This window comes from Mycobacterium sp. NPDC003449 (genome assembly GCF_053588415.1).
This window is the reverse complement of sequence record NZ_JBSFPX010000048.1, coordinates 25,940-39,152: the sequence shown is the minus strand read 5'-3', so window position 1 is coordinate 39,152 and position 13,213 is coordinate 25,940. Positions and strand designations below refer to the sequence as shown.

The following is a 13,213-nucleotide window of genomic DNA, read 5'->3' as shown; positions in this document are numbered from 1 at the left end:
GTTGCGGCGGAGGCGGCGGTGGCGCCTCGGGTTGCGGCGGAGGCGGCGGTGGCGCCTCGGGTTGCGGCGGAGGCGGCACCCCCTCCGGTGGAGGTGGAACCCCCGGGGCCGCTGCCACCTCGGGCGGCGGCGGCCCGGCCCCGGGGGGCGTTACCGGCGGGACCGGCTCGGACGCCGGTGGCGGAGCGGCCGGTAGTTGCGGGTCGGTGATGTCGACGGGTGCCGCGGGCACAGGGTCGGCGCTGGGTTCTGACACCGCCTGCTCGACCGGCGGCGTGGTGGTCGGTGCCACGGGCACCGGCGCGGCCTCCTGCACCACCGGAGCCGGTGCCGGCGCCGCCGGGACCTCGGTAGTGGGCGCATTCCGCACGGCCGCCGGCGTTCCCGACGTATTCACCACCTGTCGCGGAAGGCGCGGGGCGGGTGCCGGATCGGAACCCATCTGATGGCCGATCGCCAATGACAGCGACACGATGAAAGTCACCACACCCGCGGCGAGCACGGCCGCCCGGGTGAGTTGGGTCTTCGTGAAACTCCGCCACGCGGTGGTCGCCGGCCCATCCCTTCGGGCCGCCGCCAGGGCGGCGCCACGGGCCAACGCCAATCCCGGCTCGGCCGGGGTGAAAACCGGAATGGACAGCGCCGCTTCGAGTTTCGGAAGAACGGAGTCCAGATCGACCGCGGACCCGACGACGACGAGTCCGTTCGGACGCGGCTCGGACGATGCGTACACATCGACGAGCCAGTCGGTGAGCCCGCGCACGGTCTCGATGCTCTCGCCGACCGACGTACGCACCGGATCGCCGGGCGCTCCCGCCGTCATCGCCAGGACCACATCGGGTTCGAGGACGCAGACCGCGGTGGTGTCGAAATGGACGGCGTCGGCGATCCCCCGGGCCAGGGCATCGGTGGCGTCCGACAACCGGACCGGCACGATCTTGCCAAAGCCCGCCTCGGCCAAGGACTCCGGCAGCGTAGAGTCATCGACATCGGCCTGATCACTGCGGGTGACTCCGAATGTCTGCAGTCGCCGGCCGAGTTCGGTGGCGATCGCCGCACTTCGCGTGACGGCCGCGACAACCTGATCGCGGGTCTGCCCCGGTTCCTGGTTGCGGACATCGACGGTTTCGTGATGGAGGGTGGCCCCATTGCCGTCAGAGCCTTCGACCAGGACCAGACCCACGGTGGACGGTGTCACCGAGACGCCGAGCACCGCCGTCACGCCCACCCCCTCGGAGCCGTGGTCACCAGACACTCATCGTCCGGAGCGTCGCCCCGGACGACCGGCCCGCATTTCGAGGCCGTCGTCCACCAGTTCCCGGGTGACCTTACCGGTGGCGCGGACCGGGGTACACCTGAGGTCGAGGTACACCGCGGCACCGGATCTGCCCGAAATGTGCTGTGCCGCAGAACTCCGTGCAAACCAAGGAAGCATCGGTTTGCCGACGCCGGGGCGAAAATCCCGCCCGCCGGCCGTCGGCGTGGCAGGGTGACCCCATGGCGGCAGTCCAGGATCCCCGCACCCGGCGCACCGTTTTCGGCCATCCGATCGGCCTGGTCAATCTGTTCGGGGTCGAACTCTGGGAGCGGTTCTCGTTCTACGGGATGCTCACGATCCTGGCCTACTACCTGTACTACACGGCCACCGAGGGTGGCCTGGGATTGCCGAAGACCACGGCCACCGGGATCGTCGGCGCCTACGGCGGGTTGGTGTACCTGTCGACGGTACTGGGAGGGTGGATCGCCGACCGGGTACTGGGCATGGAGCGCACCGTGCTCTACGGCGGCGTGGTGGTGATGGCGGGTCATATCTCGCTTGCCGTGATACCGGGGACCGCCGGCGTCGGCATCGGATTGGTACTGGTAGCGCTCGGATCCGGCGCATTGAAGGCCAACACATCGGCATTGCTGGGCACCCTCTACGACAGGGGGGATCCACGCTGCGACGGCGGGTTCACCCTGTTCTATCTCGGCATCAATCTCGGGGCGTTCGTCGGCCCGCTCATCACCGGCCTGTTGCAGACCCGGGTGGGGTTTCACTACGGGTTCGGCGCCGCCGCCATCGGTATGGCACTGGGTCTCGCCCAGTATGTGGCGTTCCGGCGCAACCTCGGCAGCCACGGCCGCGACGTGCCGAATCCTTTGCCGTCCAGTGCGATCGGAAAGACCATTATCGTCATTGCGGTGATCGCTGCAGTGGTCGCGGCACTGTTCCTGACCGGGCTGGTAACTCTGGCAAACCTGTCACAATTCACCACCGGGGTGATCGTCCTGGCTTCGATCGGCTATTTCGTGGTCCTGTTCACCAGCGCCAAAGTCACTGCCCTCGAACGGACTCGAGTCAGGGCGTTCATCCCGCTGTTCGTCGCCAACGCGGTGTTCTGGTCGCTGTTCCAACAGATCTTCACGGTCCTCGCGGTCTACTCGGATGAGCGGATGAACTGGTCGGTGTTCGGCTGGACGGCACCGTCGAACTGGATCGGTTCCATCGAGCCGGTCTGGATCATCCTGCTGTCGCCGCTGTTCGCGATCCTCTGGACGCGGCTGGGCACCCGCGCGCCGAGCACACCCCGCAAGTTCGCCTACGGCGTGATCGGCATGGGAGTGGCGTTCCTGCTGTTCCTGCCGATGGCGCAGACCACCGGCAGGACCGTGCCCGCGCTGTTGGTGGCCGCGATCCTCGCGGTGTTCGCTATCTCGGAATTGCTGCTCGCGCCGATCGGCCTGTCGGTGACGACAAAACTTGCACCGGAAGCTTTCCCGGCTCAGATGATGGCCCTGTACTTCTTCTCCCTTGGCCTTGGCACGGCGATGTCGGGCGTGCTGGCCCAGCGCTACGATCCCGCCCGGGAATTCGCCTACTTCGGCACGTTGGGTGTGGTCGCGATCGTGGTGGGTCTCGTGGTGTTCGCGATCGCGCCGCGCATCAGCCGACTAATGAAGGGCATGCACTAGCCGCCGGACAGGATGTCACGCAACATCGGCGGCTGCACGTTACCGCCCGACACGATGACCACGGTGGGCCCCGCCGGTCCGGTCGCCTTCCGATAGCCGGCGAGCGCGACCGCCCCGCTCGGTTCGGCGATCAGGTGGGCACTGTAGGCCAATTCCCTTACCGCCGATTTGATTTCGTCCTCGCTCACCGTGATGACATCGTCCAGCACGTGTCGCAGATGGGCAAAGGTCAACTCCGACGGGGTGGACCGCAGACCATCGGCGATGGTTCGGTTCCGCTGTGCCACAGACCATTCAACGCGGTGACCACAGGCGAGCGCTTCCGCGGTGTCGGCCGCGAGTTCGGGCTCGACACCGAACACCTTGGCCTGCGGGCACAGCGCCCGGACGGCGGTACCGATCCCCGAGGCCAAGCCGCCACCGCTCACCGGGACCAGCACCGCCGCCACCCCGGCGAGGTCCTGCGCGATCTCAAGCCCGATCGTGCCCTGCCCGGCGATGATGTCGGGATGGTCGAACGGCGGCACCAGCACCCCGCCGGTGCGTCGCACCAGGTCCTCGGCGACCTGCTCACGCTGCCCTGCGCCGCACAGCACCACCTGCGCCCCGTGGCCCCGGGTGGCCTCGACCTTGACGCCCGGCGTCTCCTCCGGCATCACGATATGGGCCGGCACCCCGTACTCGGCGGCCGCATAGGCGACGGCCTGGGCGTGGTTACCACTGGAATAAGCCACCACTCCCCTGGCCCGGATCTCCGGGTCGAGCCGGGCGAGCGCATTGAACGCGCCGCGCACCTTGAACGCGCCGATCGATTGCAGGTTCTCCGGCTTGAGCCAGAGCGGCCGTGAGGCATCGCCCCAGCCGGCGGGCAGCAGCGGGGTTCGGACGATCCGGCCCGCGATCCGGCGGGCCGCGTCGTCGATGTCGTCGATGGTCACCATTTTCACGGCGTCCAGTCTCGCGCATCGACCGCGACGGCGCGGGGTGACGCATCCGGGGCAGCGGCCCGTACTAGCGTGGAGCGGCGGCTGACGGCGGGAAGCGGAGGGCATGTGGACGGGTTCAGGTTTCCGGTGGTCCCGCGCTACGCCGAGATCGACCAGCAGGGCGTTGTGTTCAACGGTCACTACCTGACGTGGTTCGACGAGGCGTTCAACGGGCTGTTGGACCACCTCGAGGTGGACCCGCCGGGACTCATCGCCTCCGGACACGACCTCCAGGTGGTGCACAGCGACATCGACTTCCTGGCTCCGGTGCGTTGGCGCGACACGGTGCGGATCGCGGTGCACTGCGAACATATCGGGACGACGAGTTTCACCCTGGGATTCACCGTGGTCGGCTCACGGCCCGGCACCCCGGAACGCCCGGCCGTGCGTGGCCGCAACGTCTACGTGGTGGTGTCGACCGAGGACTGGACCAAACGAACGCTGCCCGAGAGGCTGCGCCGTGCGCTCAGTTCCGTTGCAGGCCAATAAGGTAGCCGGCGTTGACCGACTCGGTGCGGACCGACCGACTCGGACACGTTGAATCCGCTGCGCGCAGGTAGGACAATCGGAGTCGTTCCGGACCGACTTGGGAGGGGCCGATCATGACGCACGCCGAAGACCACTCATTCGAGGATTTCACCCCGGAAGCCGATGCGGTCGAACAACTGACGCCCATCTCGGTGGACGAGGACGATGACGCCGCACTGAGCCAGGTGCGGGTACGCGTCTCCCCCTCGGACGAGGCCGACGAGGGCGACCTGATCGAACAGGCTCTGGTCGTGCCGCTCGGGGACGATCCGGAGTTCGACCGTTGACCAGGAAGGATGCCCGGATGAGGTTGCCCGACGCGCTCGAGGACCTGCCCGCCGATCCCGAGACCGCCAGGGTCTTCGGCGAGCCGTATCTGACGCCGGACGGTGCGACCGTCATCCCGGTGAGCAAGGTGCGGCACCGCGGCGACGGCCGCATCATCGCCAAACCCGTGGGGCTTTTCGTCATCAGGGACGGGGAACCCACCTGGGTTCCGGCCGTGGACAGCACCCGGATCGCCTTGCTGGGCGAATTCATCGGTCTGGTGGCGGCCACCCTGGCCACCCTGGCTATGGTGCGTCGCCCGCCGTGGCCGGACGTCCGCGGCGTAATCTCGCCGCGACGCTGAGCAACGCCCAGACCAGCAGCCCGATCACCCCGGACACCGCCACGGCCAGCACCCACGGCCAGGCCCCGTGCTGGTGCACCCAGCCGGCCAGCGCACCCTGAATGCGCCCCGCCGCAGCGATCACCGGATCCTGGGGGTTGCCGCCCGGGGTGAACAACCGGACCTCGTAGAGCCCGTAATAGCCGACGTAGGCGCCGACGACGATCAGCAATACACCGCCGATTTTGTTGACGTACGGCACTATTCGGCGTAACCGGTCGACCAGGACGGCGGTCGCGAAGGCGCCTGCCACCGCGAGCACCCCGACGATCAGAGCGAATCCGGCCGCGTAGGCGGCGAATACGGCGACCCCGGGCCAGGCGCCGCCCGACCGCAATCCGGCCCCCGTGACGGCCAGAAACGGCCCGACCGTGCATGACAGCGACGCCAGGGCGTAGCCCACGCCGTAGCCGAACATCGATCCGATCCGTGCGGTCGGTGCCCAACGGGTGTTGTGCGCCACCATATCCGGCATCAGCAGACCGAGCCTGCGGCCGGCCAGCAGCCAGCAGCCGAGGCCGACGAGGGCGACGAGGGCGACCCCGATCAGCACCGTGACATAAGGCAGGTACCGCTGCAGGGCGCCCGCGGCCGCGACCGTGAGCGCGGCGAAGCCACCGAACACCGCCACGAACCCCGCGGTCATCGCCAGGGTGGCCAGCACCGCGCGGCCCACCGCACCGACCGTTCCCGATCCGGACCGGCCGCGCACCACCAGGGTCAGGTACCCGGGCAGCATGGCGAACCCGCACGGGTTGAGCGCCGCGACCAGTCCCGCGCCGAACGCGAGCCCCACGAGGTTGTCGTTCACGTCCGGCCGGGCTAGCCGCTCAGCGCCGCCACCCGATCGGCCAGCTCCTGGCGCGGCATCGCCGACGTCGGGTTGTTGACGAACGTCGAGGAGCCGTCCGGGCGGTAGAACACGTAGGCCGGCTGCCAGGGGACGTCGTAGCGGGCCCAGATCGAGCCGTCGGCATCGTTGAGATTGGTGAAGTTCAGGTGGTACTTGTCGACGAAGGCCTGCATCGCGCCGACCTCGGAGTGGGCCGCCACCCCGACGAACGTCACCTGCGGGTTCGCCGCGGACACCTGGCTGACCGACGGGGCTTCGGCGTTGCAGAACGGGCACCACGGCGTCCAGAACCACAGCACCGCGGGTCTGCCGGCCAGGCTCGCGCCGCTGAACGGCGCGCCCGACAGGGTGGTGCCGGTGAACTGCAGCCGATCGTCGGCGGCCGCGGTGGGCGCTGCGACCAGCGCCGTCACCACCGCGACGGCGGCGGCCACACCCGCGAGGCGGGCGGTGAACGACGTGAATGACCGGCCCGGCCGTGGGATACGCATCTTCATCGCACCGACTCCTTCGCTCACGGGACAGCGGTAGCGCACATCCTGTACACGACGGTAGGCGGGATTCGGTTCGATATGGCCGCTCTCGGCGTTGTTTCAGTTCTCCCGCGGCAGGAGCTCGGTGACGAAGCGATCCAGGAAGTCGGCCAGGTCGGCCGGACCGGCCGGGCGGATCACGAATTTCGTCAGGCCCGCGGCCAGGTAACCGTCGAGCCGGCGGTGCAGCGCGGGCCAGTCCGCGGCGACGAGTTCCTCGGGGTCGACGCCGGGCCTGCGCCGGTGCACCGCGGCCAGCACGTCGTCGGGAACCCGCCCGTCCCCCACCGCCAGGCTGATCCCGAAATGGTCCGGCTCGATCGACCGGCCCGCGGCCTCGGCCTCGGCCTCGATGCGCTTGCGCGCGGCCGCCGCCTCGTCCGGGGTGAGGAAACTCCCCAGCCAGCCGTCGCCCAGCCTGCCGATGCGCGACAACGCGACCGGTGCCGAACCACCCAGCCAGATGTCGACCGGCCGCTCGGGCAGCGGTTGCACATCTGCCGACCGAACGCTGAAATACCGGCCGTCGAACGTCACATCCCGCTGGCGCAGAACAGCTCTGAGCAGTTCGAGCGATTCGTCGAACACCGCACCGCGCTGCCCGTCGGGCACCACGAACACGTCCCGCTCGGCGGGCAACGCCGAATGCAGTCCGAAGACCGGCAGCACCCGCTTGGGGGCGATGGCGGCCAGCGAGGCCAACTGTTTGGCCACCAGCACCGGATGACGCCCCGGCAGGATCGCCACGGAGGTCCCCACCTTGAGCCGGCTGGTACGGGCCAGGGCGAAGGCCATGCCGATGAACGGGTCCACCGCGGGGGTGTAGACCAACTCGGAGAACCAGACCGAGTCCACCCCGGTGTTCTCCAGATCGTCGACGATGCCCGCGAGTTCCCGCGGGCCGGTATCGCCACCCAACCCCACCCCGAACCGAATCTTCATCGCCGACCTCCCGAACGTGTCATGCCCTGCGCAACACCGCGAGACTGCCACTTGTGCCCGGTCGCCGACCGGTTCACAGTGAAGTTATGACCGAACAATGGATCCAGGGGTGCTTGGTCCAGCGGATCATGTTTCGCGACGGCCTGGTACTCAACCTGAGCGACTACAACGAACTCGTCATCTCGGTGCCGCTGGATCTGACCCTGCCCGCCACCGAGCACGACCCGTCCGAAGTGGTGCTGATCGACCCGCAGGCGGTCAGCAACCTCCAGCGCCCCCTCTTCGATTTCGCCGGCCAGCGGTGCACCCACGCCGACTGGGATGACGATGGCGCCCTGCACCTGCGGTTCGCCGACGGGCACCGGATCGATGCCCGCCCCGACGCCCATCACACCTCGTGGGAGCTGTACGGCAAGTACCACGGCTACATCGCGTGCCTGCCGCACGGCCGGGTGCGGGTGGTACGCCATGACACCGACTTCGACGATCCGGCCGACGACGCCGAACGGGTCAACGGGTAACCCGTGCATGCCGCTGTGACGGTGCCGATGGCGGCACCCGCGGAACGCATCTGGGATGTGGTCGCCGATGTCCGCAACACCGGGCGCTTCTCACCGGAGGTGATGGAGGCCGAGTGGCTCGACGGCGCCACCGCACCCGCATTGGGCGCGCGGTTCCGGGGCCACGTCAGACGCAACGAGATCGGCCCCACCTACTGGACGACCTGCCGGGTGACCGCGTGCGACCCCGGCCGGGAGTTCGGCTTCGCGGTGCTGGTCGGCGATCGGCCGATCAACAACTGGCACTACCGGTTCACGCAGGGGGCCGACGGCACCGAGGTCACCGAGTCGTTCCGACTCAGCGAGTCGGTCACCAACCGGCTGTTCTGGGTGCTCGCCGGCCCATTGCGCAAACGGCGCAACATCCGCGACATGCGCAAGACGCTGGAACGCATCAAGGCTGTCGTGGAGTCGGGCGTGGCTTAACCGAAGCCGACGCCGACAATCGGCACCCAGACCCCGAAGAACCACACACCCCACTGACGGAAACCGTTGTCCCAAACCGGATTCAGGTTGTATCCCCAGTAGTTGATGCTCGGCGGCAACGGTCCGCCGTTCCAGTGGAACGGCGGCGGCGGTCCCCAGCCCCACGGCGGCGCGCCGCGGCGGTCATCCCACCAGTCGTGCCGGTTGTTGGCCCACCACGGACCCTTGTCGTCCCAGTGCCCGTCGTTCCAGTGATCGCGATCCCGATCGTGGCCGCGATCGAAATCACGCCCGAAATCACGTCCGAAATCCCGCCCGGGCGGGCCCCCGTCGCAGAACGGGAAGCAATCGTCGTTGCCGTGCCCCGGCTTCAGCGGTACGGGCGCGACCGGGCTTGCCGACGCTGCCGGCGTGCCGAACGCCGTGGCGCCGAACCCGAGGGCACCGACGGTCAGCGTCGCCGCCACCAACCTCGTCATCGTCACATTCATCCACAACCTCCTACTGTGGTGACCCTGGCGCCGGCCCATCCCCAATGCACCGACACCACAACGCCTTGCGATACCACCGCGGTGAGACGTCCACCCAGTGAGTTATCGAACCCGCCCCCATGCGTGTTACTCGCCGGTGACGCCGGTTAGCCTTGGGCCGATGGCGGACCTCGGCGTCGGTGAATCGACGCGCTCGGCACCGGCGTTCGCTGCCGCCGCGGTGCTGCCGATCGCGACCCTGACGGCGTTAGCTCATTGCACCGCAGCATTGTTCAGCGGCGGCTACTGGTTCGATGAGGTCTACATGCTGGCCATCGGCCGCGCCCACCTCGACTGGGGCTCGGCCGACCAGCCGCCGGTGACCCCCGCACTTGCCGCCGTCGCCGACGCCGTGCTACCCGGGTCCCAATTCGCCCCGCGGATCGCCGCGGTGCTGTCCACGGCGGCCGCGGTGGTGCTGGCGGGTTTGATCGCCCGCGAGTTCGGTGGTGACCGCCGCGCCCAGGCCCTCACGGCGGCCGCGCAGGCCACCGCGTTGTGGCCGACGTTCACCGGGCACTGGCTGACGCCGTACACGCTCGAGCCGGCCCAGTGGCTGCTGATCATCTGGCTGCTGGTGCGCTGGGTGCGGGTGCGGGACGACAGGCTGGTGGTTGTCGGGGTGGCCGCGGGGGTGGCCGCGATGACGAAGTTCCAGGCGTTACTCCTGTGTGCGGTGTTACTGGTGTGTATTGCGGCGTTCGGGCCGAGGAGCCTGCTGCGCCGCCCGCTGTTGTGGCTGGGCGCCGCGATCGCCGCGATTCTCACGGCACCGACCCTGGTGTGGCAGTACCTGCACGGCTGGCCCCAGTTGCGGATGACCGCGGTGGTCACGGGTGAGGCGGATGCGCTGTACGGCGGTCGCGTGGGCACCGCGGTGCAGCTGATCCTGTTCGCCGGGGTGCTCGGCATCCTCCTCGGGGGATACGGCGCCTGGCGACTGCTGCGGGTCGGCGAGTTACGCGACTACCGGTTCCTGCTGGCCACCGGCGTCGTGCTCTATCTGCTGTTCGTCGCTGCCCCGGGACGGCCGTACTACCTGGTGGGTCTGTACGCACCGTTCGTCGCGGTGGGCGCGCTCGGCCTGCACCGGCGGTGGGTGATCCGGCTGGGATGCGCGGTGGGCGTCGCGGCGGCGGTGGCCATCCTGGTGGCATCGGTACAGGTCACCCGCTCCGACGTCGAAGTGGGGATCGCGCGCGGCACCGCCGACGCTTATCACGCGCTGCCCGAAGCGCAGCGCGAACGTCTGGCCGTGGTGGGCGAGTCCTACATCGTGGCGGCCTACCTCGACGGGTACGGTCCGCGCTTCGGCCTGCCCGCCGCCTACAGCGCCAACCGCAGCTACGGCTATTTCCCGCCACCGCCGGACACCGCCGACTCCGTGCTGTACGTGGGGCCGAGCCCGGACGCCCTGCGCCCGCACTTCTCGTCCGTGCGCACCGTCGGGACGATCGGTGCGGACATGCGGATCTATCTGCTGGACGGGCGCAGGCAGGCCTGGCGAGACATCTGGCCCGGCCTGCGCACCCTCACGGTGTCCTGAAACGGCTGGGCCTCATTTGACCGTCAGGGTGCCCTTCATCGCCGGATGGTAGATGCAGTAGAACGCGTAGTCCCCCGGCTCGGTCGGCGCGGTCAACGTCGCGCGTTGTTTCCCGTCGACGTGGACGTCGAACAGATCCTTGGTCCGGGACGTCACCGAATGCTCGACCTCGTCGTCGTTGACGATGGTGATCGTCGCACCGGGCGCCACGGTCAGCGGCCCGCTGAAACCCATGCCCCGGATCGTGATGGACGGCCCGCCCGGAGCCGGCTCGGCCGTCGGGCTCGCGGTCGCGGTCGCGGTCGCGGTCCGCGTCCCCGAATCCTGCGCCGAGTTGCCGTCGGACTGTCCGCACGCCGCCGTGAGCGCCGCGAGCAGGCAGACCGCCGCACAGATCGCTGCGAATCGCCTCATCCGGGCCCCCTGAACGTCGTCCGACCCGCTGACGATTATCGGCCGGATACCGGCCGGATGGTCCGCTTTCGGCAATGTGGCGGCGGCTAGCGGGATGCCAGCACGTCGAGCATCCCGGCGGCGGCCCGCGGCCAGGTGAACTGCTCCGCACGCAGCCGCGCGCTGCTGCGCCGCAGCGGTTCGGGGCGGCTGATCACCGAGCTGACGGCGTGTGCGATGGCCCTGGGATCGTTGTCGGCGGTGGCGCCGCTGTCGGAGGTGAGGATCTCGGCCAGTGCCGAGGTGCGCGACACCACCGCCGGGGTGCCACAGGCCAGCGCCTCGAGGGCGGCCAGCCCGAACGTCTCGTGAGGGCCGGGGGCGAGCGCCACATCGGCCGAGGCCAGGATGGTCGCGACGGTGTTGCGGCAGCCGATGTAGCCGGTGAAGTCCACCGGCAGGCGGGCGGCCTGGCGTTCCAGCCGGGCCCGTAACGGGCCCTCGCCGACCACCACGAGCCGGGCATCGACGCCCGAATCGCGCAGTGCCGCAACGGTGTCGATGCTGCGATGGGCGTGCTTCTCCACCGAGAGCCTGCCGCAGTGCACCAAAAGGGTCTGTTGCGGGGCGGCCCAGCGGCTGCGCATCTCGATGCAGCGGCGGCGGGGGTGGAACTGCTCGAGATCCACCCCGAGCGGCACGGTGGCGACGTTGCGGGCGCCGATCCGGTCGAATTCCTCCCGTGCGAAGGCCGTCGTGCACACCACCGCGTCGTAGTTCGCCGCGGTGCGCCGGTTGGCGAAGTCGGCCACCGCACGGGCCATCGGCCGCGGAAGCACCTGGCCGACAAGTCGATCCAGCCGCTCATGGGAGATCATCACCGTGGCGACGTCGTGCCTGCGTCCCCATGGCCCCAGCGAGCGCAGGGTCAGCCGGTCCGACACCTCGAGGGCGTCGGGCGCCAGCCGACGCAGCAGTGCGGTGACCGAACCCGGCAGCACGGCGCGGTATCCCCCGGTGAAGGGAATCAACCGGGCCGGCAGCGAGATCCGCACCACGCCGCTGGGCAGCACATGATGCTGTGGATCCGGGCCGGGCACGATCAGGTACACCTCGTGCCCCGCCGAGCGGTACTCCGCGCCGAGGCGGTCCACCGCGGTACGCAGGCCCCCCGAGCGCGGACCGTAGAAGTTAGCGACCTGCACAACCCGCATTTCACGATCAGAACCGGGCCGTGTGTGCGGTCAACAACGCGACCTCAACCGGTGTCTGAACAGCCGCTGAACTCCCCCGGCGGGGCACCCGACGCGGCGCTCAGGCCAGGTGGGCGGTGAACCAATCCTGTACCCGGCGCCAGGCGTCGGCGGCCGCGGCGGCGTTGTAGCGCTCCCCGGTGTCGTTGAAGAACGCGTGGTCGGCGTCGGGTTCGGTGACCAGCTCGTGGACCAGCCCGGCCTGCTCCAGCGCGGCGCGCACCACCGGCTCGGTGGCGTTGACCCGCTGATCCATGGCGCCGTAGAACCCGAGGACCGCGACATCCCTCGATCCGGCAAAGTCGGGGTGCTCCGGTGCGGGCCCGTAGAACGGCACGGCCGCGCCCAACTGGGGCGCGCCCGCGGCCAGCAGCTGCCACACCAGGCCGCCGCCCATACAGAAGCCGACCGCGGCGATCTTGCGGTCGCCGACCCGGCGGCGCAGCTCGTCGATGCCGGACTTCAGGTTGGCGATGAACTCCTCGGGGGCGATCTTGCCCAGCGCGGCGGTCGCCTCGGCCGGGTCGGCGAACGTCGCGGTGCCGCCCTGCGCGGACAGCAGGTCGATGGCCAGCGCCGAGTATCCGATGCCGGCGAAACGTCCCGCCACCGATCGGATGTAGTCGTTGAGACCCTTGTTCTCGTGCACCACCAGCACCCCGCCCTTGGCCTCGGGCGCCTCGGCCCAGGCGCCCTGCAATTCGCCGGCCGGGCCGGCCCAGGTGATCGCGGTTGTGGGCAACGCGCCCTGCGACCCCGGCGGAGGCGCCGTCGTGGCCGCAGGCGACGATGCCGCCGGACCGGGCGTGGTCGACCCGGCGGTGGACGCCGGCTTGTTCTCACCACACGCGGCGATCAGCGCGGTGGCCGCCGCGGCGCCAAGGCCGAGCAGCCCGAGCCGCCGTAGTGCCTCACGACGCGACAGCAGCCCGTCGAGATGGTCGGTGGCGATTTCCTCGGCGATATAGCGCTGCAACGGAGTCACCTGGATGAGTATGCGCCGGAATGCTGAACCGCAGTGCACGAGCGGTTGGCGGC

At 69.5% G+C, this 13,213-nt stretch carries 16 protein-coding genes; 7 read left to right on the top strand and 9 right to left on the bottom strand.

From position 1 onward, the window contains the following. A partial coding sequence (locus ACWDTP_RS14990; protein ID WP_450020955.1) for a DUF7159 family protein occupies window positions 1-1,255 on the bottom strand: 1,255 nt, incomplete at its 3' end. 242 nt (window positions 1,256-1,497) lie between these two features. Between ACWDTP_RS14990 and ACWDTP_RS14985 the strand changes: the two genes are divergently transcribed. Beyond that, window positions 1,498-2,955, top strand: coding sequence for a peptide MFS transporter (locus tag ACWDTP_RS14985; RefSeq protein ID WP_450020953.1), 1,458 nt, complete (start codon window positions 1,498-1,500; stop codon window positions 2,953-2,955). Here ACWDTP_RS14985 and ACWDTP_RS14980 read toward each other — a convergent pair. Beyond that, window positions 2,952-3,902, bottom strand: a complete 951-nt coding sequence (locus ACWDTP_RS14980; RefSeq protein ID WP_450020951.1) for a threonine ammonia-lyase — start codon at window positions 3,900-3,902, stop codon at window positions 2,952-2,954. The two genes, ACWDTP_RS14985 and ACWDTP_RS14980, sit on opposite strands and share 4 nt — an antisense overlap. A gap of 105 nt (window positions 3,903-4,007) precedes the next feature. On the opposite strand from ACWDTP_RS14980, the gene ACWDTP_RS14975 reads away from it, so the two are divergent. The 3 genes from ACWDTP_RS14975 to ACWDTP_RS14965 all read left to right on the top strand — a co-directional run bounded on the left by ACWDTP_RS14975 (window position 4,008) and on the right by ACWDTP_RS14965 (window position 5,100). Continuing rightward, a complete protein-coding gene (locus tag ACWDTP_RS14975) occupies window positions 4,008-4,430 on the top strand; it encodes an acyl-CoA thioesterase (RefSeq protein WP_450020949.1) in 423 nt (140 codons plus the stop codon). A gap of 113 nt (window positions 4,431-4,543) precedes the next feature. After that, window positions 4,544-4,756 carry a hypothetical protein gene (locus ACWDTP_RS14970; protein ID WP_450020947.1) on the top strand — a complete coding sequence of 71 codons (213 nt, stop codon included), beginning with the start codon at window positions 4,544-4,546 and terminating at the stop codon, window positions 4,754-4,756. A gap of 17 nt (window positions 4,757-4,773) precedes the next feature. After that, a complete protein-coding gene (locus ACWDTP_RS14965) occupies window positions 4,774-5,100 on the top strand; it encodes a hypothetical protein (RefSeq protein WP_450020945.1) in 327 nt (108 codons plus the stop codon). Here the strand turns inward: ACWDTP_RS14965 and ACWDTP_RS14960 are convergent. The 3 genes from ACWDTP_RS14960 to ACWDTP_RS14950 form a co-directional block, all read right to left on the bottom strand. Then, the gene (locus ACWDTP_RS14960; RefSeq protein ID WP_450020943.1) at window positions 5,042-5,950 is read right to left on the bottom strand and encodes a cytochrome c biogenesis CcdA family protein; all 909 of its coding nucleotides are present in this window, start codon (window positions 5,948-5,950) and stop codon (window positions 5,042-5,044) included. The two genes, ACWDTP_RS14965 and ACWDTP_RS14960, sit on opposite strands and share 59 nt — an antisense overlap. An 11-nt stretch (window positions 5,951-5,961) precedes the next feature. After that, a complete protein-coding gene (locus ACWDTP_RS14955) occupies window positions 5,962-6,489 on the bottom strand; it encodes a protein disulfide oxidoreductase (RefSeq protein WP_450020941.1) in 528 nt (175 codons plus the stop codon). 96 nt (window positions 6,490-6,585) lie between these two features. After that, a complete protein-coding gene (locus ACWDTP_RS14950; protein ID WP_450020939.1) occupies window positions 6,586-7,467 on the bottom strand; it encodes a TIGR03854 family LLM class F420-dependent oxidoreductase in 882 nt (293 codons plus the stop codon). A gap of 86 nt (window positions 7,468-7,553) precedes the next feature. Between ACWDTP_RS14950 and ACWDTP_RS14945 the strand changes: the two genes are divergently transcribed. Both ACWDTP_RS14945 and ACWDTP_RS14940 read left to right on the top strand, forming a co-directional pair. After that, window positions 7,554-7,988, top strand: a complete 435-nt coding sequence (locus tag ACWDTP_RS14945; RefSeq protein WP_450020937.1) for a DUF6188 family protein — start codon at window positions 7,554-7,556, stop codon at window positions 7,986-7,988. Window positions 7,989-7,991: 3 nt separating this feature from the next. Continuing rightward, on the top strand, window positions 7,992-8,453 hold the full coding sequence (locus ACWDTP_RS14940) for an SRPBCC family protein (RefSeq protein WP_450020935.1): 462 nt from the start codon (window positions 7,992-7,994) through the stop codon (window positions 8,451-8,453). On the opposite strand, the gene ACWDTP_RS14935 is transcribed toward ACWDTP_RS14940, so the two are convergent. After that, window positions 8,450-8,944 (bottom strand): hypothetical protein, encoded by a 495-nt coding sequence (locus tag ACWDTP_RS14935; RefSeq protein WP_450020933.1) that lies wholly within the window; start codon window positions 8,942-8,944, stop codon window positions 8,450-8,452. The genes ACWDTP_RS14940 and ACWDTP_RS14935 overlap by 4 nt on opposite strands. A gap of 160 nt (window positions 8,945-9,104) precedes the next feature. On the opposite strand from ACWDTP_RS14935, the gene ACWDTP_RS14930 reads away from it, so the two are divergent. Continuing rightward, entirely contained in the window at window positions 9,105-10,529 is a 1,425-nt protein-coding gene (locus tag ACWDTP_RS14930; RefSeq protein ID WP_450020931.1) for a glycosyltransferase family 39 protein, read from the top strand. 12 nt (window positions 10,530-10,541) lie between these two features. Here ACWDTP_RS14930 and ACWDTP_RS14925 read toward each other — a convergent pair whose 3' ends face one another. The 3 genes from ACWDTP_RS14925 to ACWDTP_RS14915 all read right to left on the bottom strand — a co-directional run bounded on the left by ACWDTP_RS14925 (window position 10,542) and on the right by ACWDTP_RS14915 (window position 13,160). Further along, window positions 10,542-10,943, bottom strand: a complete 402-nt coding sequence (locus ACWDTP_RS14925) for a cupredoxin domain-containing protein (protein ID WP_450020929.1) — start codon at window positions 10,941-10,943, stop codon at window positions 10,542-10,544. 86 nt (window positions 10,944-11,029) lie between these two features. After that, window positions 11,030-12,136 carry a glycosyltransferase gene (locus ACWDTP_RS14920; RefSeq protein ID WP_450020927.1) on the bottom strand — a complete coding sequence of 369 codons (1,107 nt, stop codon included), beginning with the start codon at window positions 12,134-12,136 and terminating at the stop codon, window positions 11,030-11,032. A gap of 100 nt (window positions 12,137-12,236) precedes the next feature. Continuing rightward, window positions 12,237-13,160 (bottom strand): dienelactone hydrolase family protein, encoded by a 924-nt coding sequence (locus tag ACWDTP_RS14915; RefSeq protein WP_450020925.1) that lies wholly within the window; start codon window positions 13,158-13,160, stop codon window positions 12,237-12,239. Between the last annotated feature and the right edge of the window lie 53 nt (window positions 13,161-13,213).